Origin of the sequence: Reyranella sp., from assembly GCF_004297265.1 — a bacterium.
Lineage (GTDB): Bacteria > Pseudomonadota > Alphaproteobacteria > Reyranellales > Reyranellaceae > Reyranella.
The window spans coordinates 174,287-193,546 of the sequence record NZ_SCUT01000003.1; the positions used below are offsets into that span (position 1 = coordinate 174,287).

At 64.4% G+C, this 19,260-nt stretch carries 17 protein-coding genes; 6 read left to right on the plus strand and 11 right to left on the minus strand.

Going from position 1 to position 19,260, the window contains the following annotated elements:
- Window positions 1-2: 2 nt before the first annotated feature.
- A complete protein-coding gene (locus tag EPO41_RS01135; RefSeq protein WP_296319345.1) occupies window positions 3-785 on the minus strand; it encodes an enoyl-CoA hydratase-related protein in 783 nt (260 codons plus the stop codon).
- Window positions 786-796: 11 nt separating this feature from the next.
- Complete coding sequence (gene paaG, locus EPO41_RS01140) at window positions 797-1,594, minus strand: 2-(1,2-epoxy-1,2-dihydrophenyl)acetyl-CoA isomerase PaaG (RefSeq protein WP_296319347.1); 798 nt, start codon at window positions 1,592-1,594, stop codon at window positions 797-799.
- An 81-nt stretch (window positions 1,595-1,675) separates the two neighbouring features.
- Between paaG and EPO41_RS01145 the strand changes: the two genes are divergently transcribed.
- The gene (locus tag EPO41_RS01145; RefSeq protein WP_296319348.1) at window positions 1,676-2,122 is read left to right on the plus strand and encodes a flavodoxin domain-containing protein; all 447 of its coding nucleotides are present in this window, start codon (window positions 1,676-1,678) and stop codon (window positions 2,120-2,122) included.
- Window positions 2,123-2,258: 136 nt separating this feature from the next.
- Here the strand turns inward: EPO41_RS01145 and EPO41_RS01150 are convergent, their stop codons facing one another.
- The 3 genes from EPO41_RS01150 to EPO41_RS01160 are packed head-to-tail and all read right to left on the minus strand — an operon-like array spanning window position 2,259 to window position 5,614.
- Window positions 2,259-3,440, minus strand: coding sequence for an adenylate/guanylate cyclase domain-containing protein (locus EPO41_RS01150; protein ID WP_296319350.1), 1,182 nt, complete (start codon window positions 3,438-3,440; stop codon window positions 2,259-2,261).
- A 17-nt stretch (window positions 3,441-3,457) separates the two neighbouring features.
- A complete protein-coding gene (locus EPO41_RS01155; RefSeq protein WP_296319352.1) occupies window positions 3,458-4,354 on the minus strand; it encodes an SDR family NAD(P)-dependent oxidoreductase in 897 nt (298 codons plus the stop codon).
- Window positions 4,355-4,363: 9 nt separating this feature from the next.
- Window positions 4,364-5,614, minus strand: a complete 1,251-nt coding sequence (locus EPO41_RS01160) for a thiolase family protein (RefSeq protein WP_296319354.1) — start codon at window positions 5,612-5,614, stop codon at window positions 4,364-4,366.
- A gap of 71 nt (window positions 5,615-5,685) precedes the next feature.
- Here EPO41_RS01160 and EPO41_RS01165 point away from each other — a divergent pair, with 71 nt between their 5' ends.
- The gene (locus tag EPO41_RS01165; RefSeq protein WP_296319357.1) at window positions 5,686-7,089 is read left to right on the plus strand and encodes an FAD-linked oxidase C-terminal domain-containing protein; all 1,404 of its coding nucleotides are present in this window, start codon (window positions 5,686-5,688) and stop codon (window positions 7,087-7,089) included.
- Window positions 7,090-7,241: 152 nt separating this feature from the next.
- Here EPO41_RS01165 and EPO41_RS01170 read toward each other — a convergent pair whose 3' ends face one another.
- The 3 genes from EPO41_RS01170 to EPO41_RS01180 form a co-directional block, all read right to left on the minus strand.
- Window positions 7,242-7,736, minus strand: a complete 495-nt coding sequence (locus EPO41_RS01170; protein WP_296319358.1) for a hypothetical protein — start codon at window positions 7,734-7,736, stop codon at window positions 7,242-7,244.
- Between the two features lie 120 nt (window positions 7,737-7,856).
- On the minus strand, window positions 7,857-8,204 hold the full coding sequence (locus EPO41_RS01175; RefSeq protein WP_296319360.1) for a RidA family protein: 348 nt from the start codon (window positions 8,202-8,204) through the stop codon (window positions 7,857-7,859).
- Between the two features lie 48 nt (window positions 8,205-8,252).
- Window positions 8,253-8,603 (minus strand): RidA family protein, encoded by a 351-nt coding sequence (locus EPO41_RS01180; protein WP_296319362.1) that lies wholly within the window; start codon window positions 8,601-8,603, stop codon window positions 8,253-8,255.
- 116 nt (window positions 8,604-8,719) lie between these two features.
- Here EPO41_RS01180 and EPO41_RS01185 point away from each other — a divergent pair, with 116 nt between their 5' ends.
- Together EPO41_RS01185 and EPO41_RS01190 are read left to right on the plus strand one after the other, a co-directional pair.
- Window positions 8,720-9,955 carry a CoA transferase gene (locus EPO41_RS01185; protein ID WP_296319363.1) on the plus strand — a complete coding sequence of 412 codons (1,236 nt, stop codon included), beginning with the start codon at window positions 8,720-8,722 and terminating at the stop codon, window positions 9,953-9,955.
- Between the two features lie 133 nt (window positions 9,956-10,088).
- Entirely contained in the window at window positions 10,089-10,928 is an 840-nt protein-coding gene (locus EPO41_RS01190) for an amidohydrolase family protein (protein ID WP_296319365.1), read from the plus strand.
- A gap of 111 nt (window positions 10,929-11,039) precedes the next feature.
- Here EPO41_RS01190 and EPO41_RS01195 read toward each other — a convergent pair whose 3' ends face one another.
- Together EPO41_RS01195 and EPO41_RS01200 are read right to left on the minus strand one after the other, a co-directional pair.
- Window positions 11,040-12,755, minus strand: a complete 1,716-nt coding sequence (locus EPO41_RS01195) for an amidohydrolase family protein (RefSeq protein ID WP_296319367.1) — start codon at window positions 12,753-12,755, stop codon at window positions 11,040-11,042.
- 282 nt (window positions 12,756-13,037) lie between these two features.
- Window positions 13,038-14,582, minus strand: coding sequence for a peptide chain release factor 3 (locus EPO41_RS01200; protein ID WP_296319551.1), 1,545 nt, complete (start codon window positions 14,580-14,582; stop codon window positions 13,038-13,040).
- Between the two features lie 167 nt (window positions 14,583-14,749).
- On the opposite strand from EPO41_RS01200, the gene EPO41_RS01205 reads away from it, so the two are divergent.
- Together EPO41_RS01205 and EPO41_RS01210 are read left to right on the plus strand one after the other, a co-directional pair.
- Window positions 14,750-15,898: a hypothetical protein gene (locus tag EPO41_RS01205; protein WP_296319368.1), complete on the plus strand. Its 1,149-nt coding sequence runs from the start codon at window positions 14,750-14,752 to the stop codon at window positions 15,896-15,898.
- A gap of 158 nt (window positions 15,899-16,056) precedes the next feature.
- Window positions 16,057-17,187: a phospholipase D family protein gene (locus EPO41_RS01210; RefSeq protein ID WP_296319370.1), complete on the plus strand. Its 1,131-nt coding sequence runs from the start codon at window positions 16,057-16,059 to the stop codon at window positions 17,185-17,187.
- A 113-nt stretch (window positions 17,188-17,300) separates the two neighbouring features.
- On the opposite strand, the gene EPO41_RS01215 is transcribed toward EPO41_RS01210, so the two are convergent.
- Window positions 17,301-19,160 carry an AAA family ATPase gene (locus tag EPO41_RS01215; protein WP_296319372.1) on the minus strand — a complete coding sequence of 620 codons (1,860 nt, stop codon included), beginning with the start codon at window positions 19,158-19,160 and terminating at the stop codon, window positions 17,301-17,303.
- Between the last annotated feature and the right edge of the window lie 100 nt (window positions 19,161-19,260).

Below are 19,260 nucleotides of genomic sequence, written 5' to 3' on the forward strand. Positions count from 1 at the left end.
TCCTACTTGCCCTTGAAGGCGGGCTTGCGCTTGGCGAGGAAGGCCGCAACGCCTTCCTTGAAATCCTCGCTGCGGCCCAATTCGCGCTGGAAGTCGCGCTCGACGTCGAGCTGCTGCGAAAGCGTGTTGCCGCTGGCGCGGTTCATCGCCTCCTTGATGCGCGCGAGCGACATGGTCGGGCCGTCCGCCAGGCGCCGCGCGAGGTCGCCGGCCGTCTTCATGAGATCGGCATCCTCTACCACGTCCCAGATCAGGCCCCAGTCCCTGGCCTGCTGCGCGGTGATCTGCGGCGCCAGCATGGCCAGCGCGCGCGCCCGCTGCTCGCCCACGAGGCGCGGCAGGAACCAGGTGCTGCCGCCGTCGGGTAGCAGGCCGATGCGTGCGAAGGCCTGCAGGAAGGAGGCCGACTTGCCCGCGATGGCGATGTCGGACGCGAGCGCGAAGCTCATGCCGACACCGGCCGCCGGGCCGTTCACCGCCGCCACGATGGGCTTGGGCACGCTGCGCATCAGACGGATCACGGGATTGAAGAACTTGTCGAGCGCCTCGCCGGAGTCCGACGTGCTGCCCCGGTCGGGATCGGCGAGGTCGGCACCGGCGCAGAAGCCGCGGCCCGCGCCCGTCAGCAGCACGGCGCGCACCGTATCGTCGGTGGCGAGCTCCTCCCAGCACTGCTTCAGCTCGGCGATCATCTTGCGCGACACGGCGTTCAGCCGGTCCGGCGCATTCAGTGTCAGCGTGGCGAGCCCGTCTTCCCTGGCGATCTGGATCTTCTCGTAGGTCATCTGTCTCTCAACTAACGTCCGGTGAAATTGGGAGCGCGCTTGGCGAGGAAGGCTGCGACGCCCTCCTTGAAATCCTCGCTCTTGCCGAGCTCGCGTTGATGGTCGCGCTCGAGGTCGAGCTGCTGGTCGAGCGTGTTGGTGGCGGCCGCACTGATGGCGCCCTTGATCGCTGCATAGGAGCGGGTCGGACCGGTGGCGAGCTTCCGGGCGATCTTGCCGGCCTCGTCCATCAGGGCGGCGTCGTCGACCACCTGCCAGACCATGCCCATGCGCGCCGCCTCCTCCGCCGGCACCGAGGTCCCCAGCATCGCGAGCGCGCGGGCGCGGGCGTCGCCCACCGTGTGCGGCAGGAACCAGGTGCCGCCGAGGTCGGGGATCAGGGAGATGCGGACGAAGGCCTGGTCGAAGCGGGCCGAGCGCGCGGCGATCACGATATCGCAGGCCAAAGCGAGGTTGGCACCGCCGCCCGCCGCCACGCCGTTCACCGCGGCGACGATCGGCTTGGGCAGGTCGCGCATGGCCCGGATCATCGGGTTGAAGATGCGATCCATCGCGGCGCCGACGTCGCGCGGACCCTGGGACGAGGCATCGCCGGGGCCGCCGCCGGCCAGATCGGCGCCGGCACAGAAGCCGCGGCCGGTGCCGGTCAGCAGCACGGCACGCACCGCATCATCCTCGCGGGCACGTTTCAGCTGGGCGTTCATGGCGTCGATCAGCTGATGGCTCATGGCGTTCAGCCGCTGCGGGCGGTTGAGCGTCAGGGTCAGGACGCCGCCCTCGAGGGCGGACAGAACGGGCGTTTCTTCCATGACTGCAAGACTGGCATGGCCGAATCGGCCGCGCCATCCGGTCGCGTCGCATCGCGGCATTCGCTGCCTTATCCGGGAGATATGGCCACGATCCTGATCCTGGTCGGCACCGAGTCGGGCAATGCCCAGATGGTGGCCGACGCGCTGCAGCCCGTGCTGGCGAGTGCCGGACATGCCGTCGACGTCACCGACAAGGCCGCGACCGCCGCCGACCTGCAGGCGCACGACGTGCTCCTGGTCGTCTGCGCGACCCACGGCTCGGGCGACATCCCGACCAACATCCTGCCGCTGGTCGAGGCGCTGCAGCGCGACAAGCCCGACCTGTCGGGCCACCGCTACGGCGTCATCGCGCTGGGCGACATGACCTACCAGGACACGTTCTGCGGCGGCGGCAAGAAGGTCGACCAGGCCCTGGAGCTTTGCGGCGCCAGGCGGGTCGGCGACCGCCTCGAAATCGACGCCTCCGAACAGCCTTTGCCCGACGAGGAGGCCCTCACCTGGATCGAAGGCTGGAAGACGAAGGTCTGATTTTCTTCACTTTCCTCCCCATTCAAATGGGGAGGCGGCGGTGCCTTGCACCGTCGGAGGGGTCATATCGCTGCAACGCCCATGACCCCATCGCCCCGAAAGACGGGGCACTTCCCCATCTGAATGGGGAAGCAATTCAATCCGGCAGCGTGAAGATCTCGACCGGTTCGCGGACGCCGCGCAGGCGGTGTTTGCCGAGCGACTTCATCGGGCGCGGGCAATCGGCGTTGAATTCGGCGGAGGCGCAGACGCGGACGCCGAGGGCCTTCGTCAGGCCCTCGAGCCGCGACGCGCGGTTGACGGCGGAGCCGATGACGGTGAAGTCGAGCCGGTCCTCGGTGCCGATGTTGCCGAAGGTGACCGTGCCGACATGCAGCCCGATGCCGAACCTGATGGGCTCGGCGCCGCCCGTGGCACGGGCCTCGTTGGCGGCCTCGGCATCGGCGATCAGCTGGCGCGTGGCGTCGAGCGCGGCCGCCGTCACCATGGGCATGAACAGCGCGTCCTCGGCCGGGAAATAGGCCATCACGCCGTCGCCGATGAACTTCAGGATCTCGCCGCCATGTTTGGCCAGCGCGTCACCCACCAGCTGGAAGTAGTTGTTCAGCAGCTCGAGTACCTGGTCCGGCGGCAGGCGCTCGTTGAGGCCGGTGAAGTCGCGCAGGTCGGAGAACCACAGAACCGCCCGGATCTCCTCGCCATCGCCGCGCCGGATCATGCCGTGCAGGATGCGCTCGCCCACCTGACGCCCGAGATAGGTCTGGGCGACTGTCTGGGCGACGCTCTCCTCGATGTGCATCTCGGTCACCGCGCCCATCATGTCGACCAGCCGCGTCAGGTCGTCGATGTCGGCGTCGCTGAAGCCGCCCTTGCGATCAGTCGCGAAGGCCACGACCGGCATCGGCCCGTCGCGGCGGATATGCATCGGCAGCGAGTAGTAGTCGGTGCCGCCACCGCTCCTCACCTCGTGCAGTACCTCGTGATTCTTCTCGGTCAGCCGGTCGAGTCGGTAACGCACCGGCGCGCCGCCTTCGCGCACTTCCTGGATCGGACTGCCGATATAGGCCTGCGTGAACTGCACGCCATAGGCGCGTGCAATCGATTCCACACGCTCGCCGCGCCGCCACAGGTAGCCCATCGCCTGGAGCTGCGGATGAACGAGCTGCAAGGCGACATACATGCGCCAGATCGGCACGCCGGCTTCGAGCACGCGGTTCATCAACTGCCCGATGAAGGCGTCCGGCCTCCGGACGAGCCGGCCCTCCCGCAACAGCCACTTCGCGACCGGCAGCAGCCGATCCGCTGCCGGTGCGGTCACGGGAGACGTCTCGCCGCTCAGGAGCCGCTCACGACGGCGGCGACTTCCTCGCCGGAGGTGCGGAAGACGCGGTTGGCCGAGACATCGGCGATTTTCTCGATATTGTCGGCCACGTCCTCGATGGTCGGCGCGCGGCCATCGATGCGCAGCCCCGCGGCCTCGCGATACTCGATGCGGGCGAAGGTGCCGGCGCCGGCGCTCCAGATGTCGCCGGTGCGCTGGCACTGCTCGCTGCACAGATAGGCGACCATCGGCGAGACGAACTCGGGCTTCAGCTTCGCCAGTGCCTCGGGCGTCATCAGGCTCTCGGTCATGCGCGTGGCGGCGATCGGCGCCAGGGCATTCATCATGATGTTGTACTTCTGGCCCTCGAGCCTGAGCGCGTTCATGAAGCCCACGACGGCGAGCTTGGCGCCGCCGTAGTTCGACTGACCGAAGGTGCCGTAGATGCCCGAATTCGACGAGGTCACGACAACCCGGCCATAGGCCTTGGCGCGCATGATCGGCCAGGCGGCGTGTGTCACGTAGGCGGTGCCGAGGAAGTGGACCTTCACGACGAACTCGAAATCCTCGGTCGTCATGTTGTGGAAGGTCTTGTCGCGCAGGACACCGGCATTGTTCACCACGATGTCGACCGTGCCGAAGGCATCGACGGCGGTCTTCACGATGTTGGCGGCCGTCGCGGCCTCGGCGACGGAATCGTAGTTGGCGACGGCGATGCCGCCGGCCGCCTTGATCTCGTCGACCACCTTGTCGGCGGCGGCGTGACCACCACCCTTGCCGTCGACCGCGCCACCCGGATCGTTCACCACCACCTTGGCGCCGCGGCTGGCCAGCAGCAGGGCGTGCGCGCGGCCGAGCCCATTGCCCGCGCCGGTGACGATGGCGACGCGATTGTCGAAGCGGATTGTCATGTCTTTCCTCTACTCTTTCCTGAGAATCACGACCGAGGCCACGGCCTCTTCCATGCCGATCACGCCGCCGCCATTTTCGGCCAGCGCGACCTTCGCCCCTTCCACCTGACGCGCGCCGGCCTCGCCGCGCAGCTGCGTGGCGAGTTCGGCCAGCATCGACAGGCCGGTGGCGCCGACCGGATGGCCCTTGGAGACGAGGCCGCCCGAGGTGTTGACCGGCAGCCTGCCGCCGGGGCCGGTGGCACCCGACTCGACGAACCTGCCGCCCTCGCCCTCGGGGCAGAAGCGCAGCATCTCGCACTGGTAGATCTCGCAGAAGCTGGTGGCGTCGTGGACTTCGGCGACGTCGATATCCTCGGGCCCCAGCCCGGCCATCCTGTAGGCCTTGTCGGCGGCCGCGCGCGTCAGGCCGGGCTCGTCGAGGTTGCGGTACATGCCGCCGGAGAAACCGACACCTGCGATCTTCACGGCACGGTCCTGCACGTCCTTCGGCTGCTTCGCAAGATACTCCGCCGAGCACAACAAGGCCGCAGCCGCCCCGTCGCCGATCGGCGCGCACATGGCGCGGGTCAGCGGGAAGGACACGGGACGGTCCTCCAGCACCGACTGCGGCGTCATCTGGAAGCGGTACTGCGCCTTCTCGTTCAGCGCGCCGTAATTATGGTTCTTGGCGGCGCCGGCCGCGATCTGGGCCTGGGTGGTGCCGTACTTCCACATGTGCCACTTGGCCTGCATGGCGTAGGTATCCATGAAGATCGTGCGGTCATCGCCCGGCTTGAACTCGGAGCCGACCATCTTGCCGACCCGGTCCATCTCCTCGACCAGCCGGTCGTGCTGGCTGGTGATGTAGCCCTGGTTGAACAGACCGGCCGTCCGCTCGGGCGCCTCCGGGCTGAACAGCTTCTCGACGCCCAGACAGAAGGTGAGTTCGTGGGTGCCGGCCAGCACGTCCTTCCAGGCGCCCATGAAGGCGGTGGAGGCGGTGGCGCAGGCATTCTCGACGTTGAACATCGGCACCCGCGCCGGGAACAGCCCCTCCTCGACCAGCGGCTGGAACAGCGCCTGGCCGCGGATCGAGTTCTGGCCCCAGAAGCCCATGCCGCAATTGCCCAGCCAGCCGGTCTCGATGTCGGTCCCCTTGTCCATGCCGGCGTCGGCCAGGGTGCCGAGATAGGCCTCACGGGCCAGGTCGCCGAAGCTCAGGCCGGGGTGCTTCTTGAAGACGGTGGTGTAGGCGCCGATCACGTAGACGTCGCGCATGGGGCGGTTTCCTCAGGTTGGCTTTGCCCGCATTTGAGCGTATCCAAACGGCTTACGCTAGGAGAACGAACATGGCTGTAGCGGCCCAGGCGAGACCCCTCAACGTCGATGCCACGATCGCCGAGCTGAAGGCGCTTTTCGGCGACCGGGTCAGCACCGCGCATGCCGTGCGCGAACAGCACGGCAAGGACATTTCGTATCACGAAGCGCACCTGCCCGACGCGGTGGTCTTCGCCGAATCGACCGAGGAAGTGCAGCAGATCGTCCAGCTCTGCGCCCGCCACAAGACGCCGATCATCCCGTTCGGCACCGGCACCTCGCTGGAAGGCCATATCAGCGCGCCCAACGGCGGTATCTCGCTCGACGTCAGCCGCATGAACAAGGTGCTGCAGGTCAACGAGGCCGACCTCGACGTGGTCGTGCAGCCTGGCGTCACCCGCAAGCAGCTGAACGAGTACCTGCGCGCGACCGGTCTCTTCTTCCCCATCGACCCCGGCGCCGACGCCTCGATCGGCGGCATGACCAGCACCCGCGCCTCCGGCACCAACGCGGTGCGCTACGGCACGATGCGCGAGAACGTGCTGTCGCTGCAGGTCGTGACTCCGGACGGGCGGATCATGCAGCTCGGCCGCCGCTCGCGGAAGTCGAGCGCGGGCTACGACCTCGTGAAGCTGTTCGTGGGCTCCGAGGGGACGCTGGGCGTCATCACCGAGATCACGCTCCGCCTCTACGGCACGCCGGAATCGATGGTCGCCGCGACCTGCGCCTTCGACAGCCTCGAGGGCGCGGTCAACACCGTGATCCAGACCATCCAGTCCGGCATTCCGGTGGCGCGCATCGAGCTGATGGACACCTACACCGTCGACACGGTGAACCAGTATTCCAAGCTCTCGCTGCCGCAGAAGAACCTGCTGCTGCTGGAATTCCACGGCACCGAGGCCGGCACCAAGGAACAGGCCGAGATGGTGCAGGCCATCGCCGCGGAGCATGGCGGCGGCGACTTCGCCTGGACCAACCAGGCCGAGGAGCGCAGCAAGATGTGGCAGGCCCGCCATGATGCCGCCTGGGCCGCCAAGGCCTACAAGCCGGGCTGGGGCATGTGGGCGACCGACGTCTGCGTACCGATCAGCCGCCTGGCCGAATGCATCCTCGAGACGCAGAAGGACATCCAGGCCAACGGCCTCTACGCGCCCATCGTCGGCCATGTCGGCGACGGCAATTTCCACCTCACGATGATGGTCGATCCGAACGACCCGACTTACCTGCCCAGGGCCGAGGCATTGAACGACCGCATGGTGGCGCGGGCCCAGAACCTCGGCGGCACCTGCACCGGCGAGCACGGCGTCGGCATCGGCAAGATCAAGTATCTGTACAAGGAGCACGGCGAGGCGATGTCGCTGATGCGCGCGATCAAGAAGGCGATCGACCCGGACAACATCATGAACCCGGGCAAGATCATCGGACCGATCAATTAGCTGCGGATCGCCGCCTTAAGGCAGAAAAGCGAAAGGTCCCTCGCTGCGCTCGGGATGACAATCTTCGCGCAGTGGCGCAGTGCGCCGATTCAGCAAGAGATGTCATCCCGAGCGCAGCGAGGGACCTTTGAATTGCAGCCGCGACGCCCTGATCACCCGCCCGAGGCGACGACGCATTCCTTGACGCGTTTCCAGGCGGCGGGGGCGCTCTTGCCGAGGTTGACGTCGTCGCGGTCCTCGCTGCCGCCCAGCAGCATGCTGTAGCCGCCCTTGGCGGCGATGATCTCGATCGCCGCCGGTGGCAGGGCGACCCACATGCGCTTCCCATCGGCCGCGATCGTGATGTCCCATTGCATGCCGTTCGCCGGTTCGCGCAGGGGAACGACGATGGACTTGGGGAACTTACCGTTGCGGCCTTCGGCGCGGACGCTGAGATAGGAATAGCCGTCGGTGCGCATCGCCATGATGTCGTCGCGGCCGCCGACGCGGCGGAAGGCCCGGCAGTTCGTGACGCCGCTCGCTTCCTTCACGCGCGAGAAATTCCAGCTGTCGAAGCCCTTGCCGTAAGGCTGCGGGTCGCCCTGCGCCATCGCCATCGACGACAATCCCGCGAGGCACAGGCCCGCGAGCACGCTCTTCACCACCATCTACCCTCTCCCCAGAGTTCGGACGGATAGGAGCCCGCGCCCGCGCGCCGGGTCAAGGCCGGCGCCCCAAAAAGCAAAGGGCCGGCGGATGCCGGCCCTTCTTCTCGAAACAGACGCGCCTTACTTGGCGGCCTGGATCATGATCTCGACCGAGAGGCCGGGAGCCGCGAGCTTGGCTTCGACGGTCGCGCGGGCCGGGGTGTTGCCGGGGGAGACCCAAGCGTCCCAGACTTCGTTCATCTGGCTCCAGGTCGAGATGTCGGTCAGCCAGATGTTGGCCGAGAGCACCTTCGACTTGTCCGTGCCGGCCTCGGCCAGGAACTTGTCGACCTTGTCGAGGATCTGCTTGGTCTGGCCCTTCACATCGGCCTTGGCGTCGTCGGCGGTCAGGCCGGCGAGATAGACCGTGTCGCCATGGACCACGGCGCTGCTCATGCGGGCGCCGACGTTGATGCGCTTGATGCTCATATTCTCTCTCCTCTGGAAACTGAAAAACGGGCGGGACCTTAGCAGAGGCTAGATTGCCGCGACGACCATGATTTCGACCTTCATGTCCGGGTCGTTCAGCCGCGCCTCGACGGTGGCGCGGGCCGGCGTGTGGCCGGGCACGACCCAGGCGTCCCAAACTCTGTTCATGGCGGCAAAATCGGAGATATCGCTCAGCCAGATCGTGGCCGTCAGGATCTTCGACTTGTCGCTGCCGCCCTTGGCCAGCAGGGAGTCGATCTCGGCCAGCGCCTGCCGGACCTGGCCGGTGATGTCGAGGCTCGTATCCTCGGGGATCATGCCCGAGCAATAAATGCGGTTGCCCAAAGTGACGGCCTCGCTCATGCGCGGACCGACGTCGATTCGGTTAATGCTGCTCATGGCCGGGAACCTAAAGCGCCTTTTCCGCTCGCACAACGGACCGGGAATGCACTCCGCCCTCCCCGCGCCGCCGGATCGCGATACAGTCTCCCCAGCGCATCGGAGAAAACGCCCCCATGACCATCCCTACCCCGATTCGACGGCCACTCGACGGGATGCTCGTCCTCGATCTCGGGCAGATCTACAACGGCCCCTATTGCGGCCTGCAGCTCGCCTTCATGGGCGCGCGCGTGCTCAAGATCGAGCCGCCGGAGGGCGACGTGGTGCGCCGCCGCAAGCGCGAGGTCGAGCCCTGGCCGCTGGTCATGCTGAACTCCAACAAGGAATCGGTCGTCCTCGACTTCAAGCAGCCGCGCGGCCGGGAGCTGTTCCTCGCGCTGGTCGAGAAGGCCGACGTGCTGATCGAGAATTTCGCCGCGGGCGTCATGGAGCGCCTCGGCCTCGGCTACGAGGTGCTGAGCAAGCTGAACCCGCGGCTGGTCTATGGCGGCAGTTCGGGCTTCGGCCTCGACGGTCCCTATCGCGACCTCGCCGCGATGGACGTCACCATCCAGGCGATGAGCGGCATCACCAACGCCACCGGCGATGCCGACGGGCCGCCGACCAAGGCCGGCGCCGCCGTGTGCGACTTCCTGGCCGGCATCCATCTCTGCGCCGGCATCCTGGGCGCGCTCGTCCAGCGCGAGCGCACGGGCAAGGGCCAGCGCGTCGAGGTCGCCATGCACGAGGCCGGCGCGATCTCGATCGCCTCGGCGCTGGGCGCGGTGATGGACGGCGACAAGAACGTGCCGGACCGCACCGGCAACCGGCACCCGGCGCTGGCCATGGCGCCCTACAACACCTATCGCTGCCGCGACGGCTATGTCGCGATCTTCACCTCGGCCGAGCGGCACTGGGTATCGATGTGCGAGATGCTGGGCCGCCAGGACCTGCTGACCAATCCCGAGTTCATGACGACGCCGGGCCGCGCGAAGAACATGGCAACGATCGACGACATGGTCGGCGCCTGGACGTTGCCCAAATCCAAGGACGAAGTGCTGGCCGCACTCACAGAGGCACGTGTGCCCTGCGCCCCGGTGAAGACCGCGCGCGAGGTCGCCTACGACCCGCACCTCGAGGCCCGCGGCTTCTGGGTCGATGTCGACCATCCGCGCCGCGGCAAGACCCGCGTGCCGATCTCGCCCATCCGCCTCCACACCGGCGGCAAGTCCGAGATCAAGCGCCCGGCGCCGACCCTGGGGCAGCATACGGATGCGGTGCTGGGCGAATTGCTGGGCCTCGGCGCCGGCGAGCTGGAGAAGCTGCGCACCGATGAAGTCACCGTGCCTGTGACGGAACGGAAGAAGAAGTAACGTTCAAGCTCCTCTCCCCCGATAGGGGGAGAGGCTGGGTGAGGGGGTTGCGCACGAACGCCTCTACTCGCCCCCTCACCTAACCTCTCCCCCCGCTAGGGGGAGAGGAACATGAAAAGAGAGAGGAGACGCCATGCCGATCATCGATTCGCAGGTCCACGCGTACGAAGCCAACACGCCGAAGCGGCCTTGGGCGACGGTTCCGAACTGGCCGCCTCACGTGACGGGCGACGAGATGGTCGAAGCGATGGACAAGGTCGGCGTCGACGGCGCGATCTTCATCTCGTCCTTCTCGATGTATCGCTACGACGGCAGCTACGCGGAAGAAGTGGCGCGCCAGCATCCCGGCCGCATGGCCATCGTGAAGCCGGTCGACCCGGACGACGCCAACGTCGCCGACGTGGTCGCGAAGTGGAAGGAGACGAAGGGCGCCGTCGGCATCCGCATCTTCCTTCGCGAGGAGGAGAAACGCGCGCCCGACCATCCCGGCTTCGACCGCATCTGCAAGGCCGCCGTGGACTACGACCTGCCGCTCAACTTCCTCTTCTGGGGCAGGGTCGACGACGGCATCAAGATCATCGACCGCCATCCCAACACGCGGTTCATCGTCGACCATCTCGGCATCCTGCAGCCGCGTGTCCCGCCGGCGCCGGCCGAACCGTGGGCCGACCTGCCGAAGATCCTCGACCTCGCCAAACGCCCGAACGCCGTGATCAAGGTGAGCGGCGCCTGCACGCTGTCGAAGGAGCCCTACCCGTTCCCCGACATCTGGGATCCGCTGAAGCGCGTGTTCGACGCCTGGGGCTTCGAGCGCTGCCTCTGGGGCACCGACTGGACGCGCGCCTTCGCCGTCGTGAACTACGAGAACGCCGTGAAGCCGTTCCTGGAGACCAAGACGCTCAGCGACAGCGAACGCGCCATGCTGATGGGCGGCGCCTGCGCCAAGGCCTACGGCTGGTCGCCGAAGAGGTAAGAAAAGCTCTGTCGTCCTGAGCGCCAGCGAAGGACCTAGCGGATCGACCAAAGCACTCCCTGGCGAGCGATAGATCCTTCGCTTCGCTCGGGATGACAGAGGGGTTCCGACTCAGGCCGTCGAGCGGACCAGTTTGCCCGGACGCGCGCCGGTCTCGACGCCCTTCTCGAAGATCGGCGTGCCGGAGCAGATGGTCATGTCATAGCCGTCGACGCTCTGGACCAGGCGGCGGCCGCCGGCCGGCAGGTCGAAGATCATCTTCGGGCTGTGCAGGTTGAGGCCGTCGAAGTCGATGACGTTGACGTCCGCCTTCTTGCCCACCTGCAGGCGGCCGCGATCCGCGAAGCCGTAGAAGTCGGCGGTGCTGCTGGTCATGCGCTTGACCACGAATTCGAGGCCGAGGCGGGGCCCGCGCGTGCGATCACGCACCCAGTGCTGCAGCATCGAGGTGTTGAGCGAGGCATCGCAGATCACGCCGCAATGCGCGCCGCCGTCGGACAGGCCGAGGATGGTGTGCGGGTCCTCGATCAGCTCGCGCACGACCTCGAGATCGCCATGCACGTAGTTGGTGACGGGGAAATAGACCATGCGGTTCTCGGCCCCGACCAGGTAGTCGTAGCAATATTCCTGCGGCGTCACGCCGGCTTCCTTGGCCAGCGCCTCGATGCTGCGCTCCGGCGCGGGCTCGTAGTCCGGTCTGTCGCCCAGCGGATACATGCGGTCCCAGCGCGTCGCGATCTGGCGCGACAGCGGCGGCAGCACTTCGAGCAGGCGCGGCGAGGCTTCCTGCGACAGGATCAGGCGGCGCACCTCCGGCGTGCGCAGCTTCGCCAGCATCTCGGCTGGCGGCAGGTGGGCGAGCTCCGCGTAGCCCTCGCGCAGGCCGAACGGATTGAGCGACGTGTTGAGGCCAAGTGTAAGACCGACCGGACGTCCCGCGACCTGGGCATAGAGCGGCAGGTTGTCGGCGCGCGCGGCGCGCACGCCGTCCATCAGGCGCTTGTAGCGCTGCGGATCGTAGCTGCGGTCGGTCAGCAGGAACCAGACCGGCCGGCCGCTCTCCCGGGCGACCTGGCGGACCCAGTTCCATTCCGCCTTCTCGTCGTCGAAGTCGGACAGGAAGCCGAAGGTGCCCACGCCGGCCCGGCCCATCGCCTTGCCAATCGCGATCAGCTCCTCATGCTCGGCATAGCGGCCGGGCACCAGGTCGCCGGCCAGGGTCTTGTGCTGGTCGGTGCGGCTGGTGGTGAAGCCGACGGCGCCAGCCTTCAGCGCCTCCTCGGTGAGTCGCGCCATCAGCTCGATGTCCTCGGCGGTCGCCATCTCGCGCTTGATGGCGCGCTCGCCCATCGCATAGACGCGCAGCGGATGGTGGGCGACCTGGGCGCCGATATCGATGGTGCGCGGCAGGCGCTCCAGCGCGTCGAGATGTTCCGGGAAGCTCTCCCAGTCCCACTTCAGGCCTTCGGTCAGGGTGATGCCGGGAATGTCCTCGACCCCTTCCATCATCTCGATCAGCGCCGTCTGGTGCTCAGCTCGCACCGGCGCGAAGCCGACGCCGCAATTGCCGAACACGAGGGTCGTGGCGCCATGCCAGGAGGACGGCGCCAGCACGGGATCCCAGGTGGCCTGGCCGTCGTAATGGGTATGGACGTCGACCCAGCCCGGCGTGACCAGCCGGCCCTCGGCCTTGACCTCGCGCCTTCCGGGACCCGCCTTGCCGCCGACCTGGACGATCCTGTCGCCGTCGATCGCAACGTCGCCCTGGAACGCCGGCGCGCCCGTGCCGTCGACGATGGTGCCGCCCCGGATGACGATGTCGTGCATGGCCCGTCCCGCTGTTCTGTAATGGGACGGTAAGACTTCCACACAAGACCGGGCCCGGAAAGCCCGGAGCCATGCGTTACGGGCGTGCGGCTATTCTGAGGGCAGCGAAATGCGCAGAGTCTTTCCGCTTCGGCTTCACCCACAACCTCATCCTGAGGAGGCCGCCCAGCGGCCGTCTCGAAGGATGGGCAACAGACGCGGTGCTCGTTCCCACCCTTCGAGACACGCTCCTGCGGAGCGCTCCTCAGGGTGAGGTGCCTTTTGGAAGACTGATATAAGACGCTAAGAACGTTCCCGAATATCGCTGAACTTCACCTTCGGGCTCTTCTCGGCGATGTAGCCCAGCTCCCAGGCGTTGCGGGCGAGGAACACCGGCGAGCCGTCGCGGTCCTCGGACATGCCGCCGCGGTTGGCGGACATGAACTCCTCCAGGTCGGCCTTGGTCTCGGCCGAGATCCAGCGTGCGGTCTCGAACGGCGCGGGCTCGAGATCGATATGGACATTGTACTCGGCTTCGACCCTGGTCTTCAGCACGTCGAGCTGCAGTTCGCCGACCACGCCCACGATATGGTCGCCGCCGATGACCCGGCGGAACACCTGCGTCACGCCCTCCTCCGCCAGATCCTCCAGCGCGCGCCTGAGCTGCTTGGACTTCATCGGATCCTCCAGCCGCACGCGGCGCAGGATTTCCGGCGCGAAGTTCGGGATGCCGGTGATCTTCAGCGCCTCGCCCTCGGTCAGCGTGTCGCCGACCCGCAGCACGCCGTGATTGGGAATGCCGATGATGTCGCCGGGCCAGGCTTCGTCGACGATCTCGCGCTCGCGGGCGAAGAACAGGATCGGCGAGTTGACCGACAGAACCTTCGACGTGCCCATCTGCGTCAGCTTCATGCCGCGGCGGAACTTGCCGCTGCACAGGCGCAGGAAGGCGATGCGGTCGCGATGGTTGGGGTCCATGTTGGCCTGGACCTTGAACACGAAGCCCGAGACCTTGGGCTCGGTCGGCTCGATCGGCCGCGGCTCGGCGGGCTGCGGCCGCGGCGGCGGCGCCCAGGCGGCGATCGCGTCCAGCAGTTCCTTCACGCCGAAATTGTTGTAGGCCGAGCCGAAGAACACCGGCGAGAGATGCCCGGCGCGATAGCTTTCGAGATCGAACGCCGGATAGCCCGCGCGCACCAGTTCGACCTCTTCCGCGAAGTTGGAATCGGCGATCTGGTAGTTCTCGATCACCTCGCCGATGCGGCTCCGGTCGGTGTTGTCGAACACCAGCATGCGGTTGTTGGCGAGATCGTAGGTGCCCTTGAAGTTCTGGCCCGAGCCGGTCGGCCAGGTCATGGGCGAGACGTCGAGCGCCAGGGTCGAGGCGACCTCGTCCAGCAGCTCGATCGGATCCTTGGACTCGCGGTCCATCTTGTTGATGAAGGTGATGATCGGCACGTCGCGCAGGCGGCAGATCTCGAACAGTTTGCGCGTGCGCGCCTCGATGCCCTTGGCGGCGTCGATCACCATCACCGCCGAATCGACGGCGGTCAGCGTGCGGTAGGTGTCTTCGCTGAAGTCTTCGTGGCCCGGCGTGTCGAGCAGGTTGAAGACGGCGCCGCCATATTCGAAGTGCATCACCGAGGTGGTGACCGAGATGCCGCGCTGCTGCTCGATCTTCATCCAGTCCGAGCGCGCCCGCCGCGCCTCGCCGCGCGCCTTCACGGCACCGGCGACATGGATGGCGCCGCCGAACAGCAGCAGCTTTTCCGTCAGCGTCGTCTTGCCGGCGTCGGGATGCGAGATGATCGCAAACGTGCGCCGCAGCCCGGCGGGATGGCCGGCCAGACGGGCGTCGGAAGCGGGAAGAGCGGCGGAATCGGGCACTTTTTGGGGGTCCTTCGGGGTGGCGTGGGGGTAGCGGACGGGTCGGTTGGCGTCAACTCGCGAGGTTTGTTAGTACGGCGCCGGCTTTGTCCGGCCGCGCGGGGGCTGGACCGAATGGATTGGGGTCAATGGACGAGAAGAAGGCTGGCAGTACGCCAATCGCGCTACGCGTGCTGAAAGAGCTGGTGCTGCCGCTGGCCGGCGGCGTGGCCTACGGCACGATCGTGGCCCAGGCCAAGCAGATGCCGCTCGACGGCGTGACGGCGGGCGGCGTGGCGTTCTTCTGCATCCTGGCCGCGCAGGGGCTGGTGCTGCGCGCGGCGCGGTCGGCCGGGGGCGAGCCGCAGCCCGCCCCGCAAGCCGTGCCTGCTCCCGCGCCGGAGCCGCTCAAGCTGCCCGCGCCTGAGAAAGTTCCGGAGAAGGTCAAGGAACCGGAGCCCGCGCCCGCGCTCATCGCCACGCCAACGGTCGAGCCAATCGTCGAGCCGGCCGTCAAAACCGTCGCCGAGCCGGCCCCGGCACCTGCCCCGCCACCACCTCCACCTGCGCCTCCGAAACCCGCCAACGATTTCGTCAGCATCCGCGTCGGCATTGAGGAGCTGAAAGAGCAGGGCGCCCTGCCGGAGCTCGAACCGGAGAAACCGGAAGACGGCCAGCGCCCGCTCTTCCGCAATCTCGCCCATTCACCGAGCAAGCGGACGCCCGTCGAAGCGCTGGCGCCCAAGCAGCTGCTCGACCTCAAGATGCCCTACCAGGCGGTGCTGAACGCCGCGGTGAACTTCGAACGCGAGGTCAAGCGTCACGCCCACATGGCCGACGACCGGACCGTCCCGCTCGAAAGCCTGTTCGAGGAGCCGCGCTTCAACCTGTCGAAGGACCGGCTGCGCCAGCTCGATACGCTGCGCCGCGTCCGCAACAACATACTCCACGGCTTCGAAACCCTCGTCGATCCGACCGAAGCCGCCGCCCTCGTGGCCGCGTTCGACCGCGCCGCGTCGTGGTTCGATCCTGCCAATGTCGAGCCGATGGAGCCTCCGAAGGCCGAGGCCGAGAGGCCACCCGAGGACGACGTGGAGAAACCCTCTGCAGACGAGGCCGAGGAGGCCGAGGAGGCGGAGAAAGAAGAGCCGGCGGAAGAAGCAAGGGCTCCTGTAGAAGACGAGACAGGGAAGCGTGCTGAAGACGAGGTCGGGAAGCCCAAAGAGGAAGAGGCGGCTTACGAAGAAACAAAGGCACCCGCTGAACAAGAGAAAAGGGCCGCCGCCGCTCAGAGTTGAGTTTTATATTTGCTCGCCCTTTATCGAGTCATACCCAACTGACGCGAAGTAGTCGGCAACGCCTACTCCAGTGCTTCTGAGTGGCAACATAGCAATCGATGTCGCGCCAGGCTCGTTCAGTTTGTAGTGTCTCAGCGAGAAAATTCTCGGGGAACGCCATGGATTTGGTCTTGCATCCTAGTGGTAGCGATTCTGCACTCTCTTCCAACTACAGGCGAGCATTCGCCCAGGCGACCACGCTATTCGTCGTGAGTGCTTACCTGACAGAATGGAATAAATCTCTGAAGCTAGGCCCAAACTGCGACAAGTTTCGCATTATCGTCGGTAAGGACTTTGGCGTTACCCGGAAGAGCGCGTGTGTGGACGTATTGAAGTGGCTCCCGAATTCAAGAAAGGGGGAATTCCTCGTTGCGGACGGAATAGCCGGCTTTCACCCCAAAGCAATATTTTGGCGAGAAGCCAGCAACCGAGCTTTCGCGATTGTTGGCTCATCCAACCTTACGCGTGCAGCGTTTTCGACCAATCATGAAGCAAACGGCTATTGCGAAATCAACTCGAATGCGTTTGACGCTGTCGAGCAATGGATTGCACGCATTGAATCTAGCTGTGTGCCAGTTTCAGAAGATTGGCTTGCACGATATCATGAAGCGCGCCCCTCGCCTGGGAGGTCGACTGGACCAAGAGCCAGGGTACAGCCCACAATTGGGTTCCCATTGCCGCGCCCAGCCGGCATGGTCAAACTAATCAACCGACGGCGCCGCCAACTTACAGTATATGCGAAGCAGCGGAATGGTCTTTTGTCTCTCTTTCGGCAATGCGCTGAAGGAGAGATTAGCAACGCCGATTTTTATCAACGCCTGCCGTCATTTTGGAGTTCAGAAATAGGCGACCGTTTGCAGGGCGCCGGCTGGGAGCGGAAAGGTGCCAATAGTAACTTCCGAACGCTTTCGAAAAGCTTTCTGAGGATAGTAGAAGCGACTTCCTCTGATCGGGACGATGTCGTGATCAGAGAAATCGATAGGCTCGGTAAGAAGGGCGTCCCCTCTCGCAAGGCGTTTCTGTCTGAGATGCTTTGCCTTCGCTTTCCGAGCGAATATCCGGTCTTAAATTATCCCATCGTACAGTATCTTAGAGCCATGAAGTTTCGCGCTCCTAGAAGCGCGACAGAAGGAGTCAAATATATTGATTTGGCAAAGAAGCTTCGTTTCTCGTTGAGAGAGAATCCAGATCATCCCGCAAAGAATATTGCGGAACTTGATACCGTCATCTGGAAAAAATACGGCAAATAGGAGAGCATTGTAGCTTCTTTTCAGATAGTGCGCGTAAGCCCGTTGCTCAGTCTCTGTTCACGTAGTGAAGCCGCTACAACCTCCCACGCCGCACGCCCTTCTAGTTTTAAGGTTCACGCTACCTCAGGCACGTCCGACACGGCAAATACAGTATTGATTCTATTGAAGAGCTTTTCAGCGCGGTCCGCCGTTCCAACTGGCAAATCTCCAATTTTCTTCCAAGTATCAAATCGGCGAAGAACTTCACGCATCACCCGGCGCCTGTCGAGTTTCTTGTGGCCGTGGTTCTTCACTAGGAATCGTTCAATACGCTTGGTGATCATATCGGAGCCGTCTACCGGCAAATCCACTTCTTTCATGGCGAGGCCGAACGTCGCGTTTACACAGTCAATGTAAAACTCATCATCAAACAAATCTTCGATTGCAGCATTCACCTTGCCGATGCCAGCCGATTCTCCCAGCATCAACACACGGAATTTGGCACGACTTTCTTCGGCTAGCTCCTTCAGCACCATGTCTCTGATTTTGTTTCGTGCCAGTTCGCCTTCAGGATCTGTATCCAAGAGAACACCGGCATCCCAGCCGTTGCCGGCGGCGACTGCAGCGTACATAGGTGTGTTTGGTGCACCATGAGCTGGCCACAAGTAAATCCGCTCAGAAAGATGAGTTTTTTTGGCTATTGCTAGCAGGCTGGATAGCTTGCGCAGCACCAGCGCATCATCACCTCCTTCGACGATGAGTGTCTGCCGAGATCCCAAGAGGCCGCTCAACTCTCCAGTTAGACCGAGAGCAATTTCGATCACCGCAGCGGGTGCACGCTGACTACTAACGACGCCCTTCTTCACAACACTGTGGTTGTCTTTCGATTCAACAATTCTAACGCGCTCTGGATTTCCAAGATCGACCATCGACGCAAGATGCGTCGTAAACAGAATAACATTGTCAGCAGACAATCGATCAAAAACCTCAAGAAGATCGCGCTGACCAGAATAGTGCAGGTGGATTCCCGGCTCTTCCAGTAGAAGAATGCAATTCTTGTAGTGCCCTCGGCTAGCGTGCGTAAATTTCCACGCGAAAGAAACATGCCAGCGGAATCCACTGGAGCGCCGCATAAGGCGAACTGGCATATCAACGGCGTCATCCCGAGCGAAGATGTTCAGCGTTGGACCATCAACGTCGATATCGAACTCGACTTTCTTCTGACGCCACAGATCTCGGAATTGTTTCGATAGGTATGCCGAAGCTTGGCGCTTATCGAAAGCCCGAACCGTTCTTCCTTCAGGCGTTGCCCCTTTTGCAATGAAATCATCGAGCTTGATATTGGCTAGATCGAGAATGATCTTGATGGTCTGCTCTTCGTTGGTCAGCTGATGCCATTGAACCTGTTGCACTCGTTCGGCCAATGCCGGTAATTCGATTTGCGCACCGCTCAGTTCGTAGTCGTGAACATAAACAAACTTGGGAAGTTTGGCCCTGATCCACTCCGCGGCTTTAGTCAAATCTAGATCGCGAGCTTGGATCCCGCCGATCTCAAATGTCGTCGGGCCGGTGTAGGTGCGTTTTGCAACAATTTTGATAGCGTTTGGTACTTTAGGTGCAATTGGCGGAGGTGGCGGCGGAAGTGAAGCTTCACTTTCTTGGGCAGCAGCTTCAGTTGGATCCGACGCAGTAGGCGCAGGCTGGGGAATTCCAGCAAAGGCGTAAAGCTCCGCGCGCTCGGCCGCCGCAAGAACAAAAACAGCCTCACAGACCGGAGAGGTTGCGTTTTTTCCACCCCAGTCGTCTACAGGCCAGTCCTCATCAATATTATATGAATCGCTCTCGTCGAAAGGATTGATGCGGCAGAGAGCGTCGAACAAGTTGCTCTTACCAGCTTCATTTTGGCCCACAAAGGAGGTGACCTTACCGACCTCGATTTCACCGGAATCGATTATGTTGCGATAGTTCGTCACTCGAAAGTGCGTGAATTCCATCTGAAGACCTCTCCCTAAGCCGATGATGACGGTCCGCCGGGACACCTTCAAGGACCCTTTGCAACCTTGAGGTGATCTGCCTATTGCACTGACGGTACGG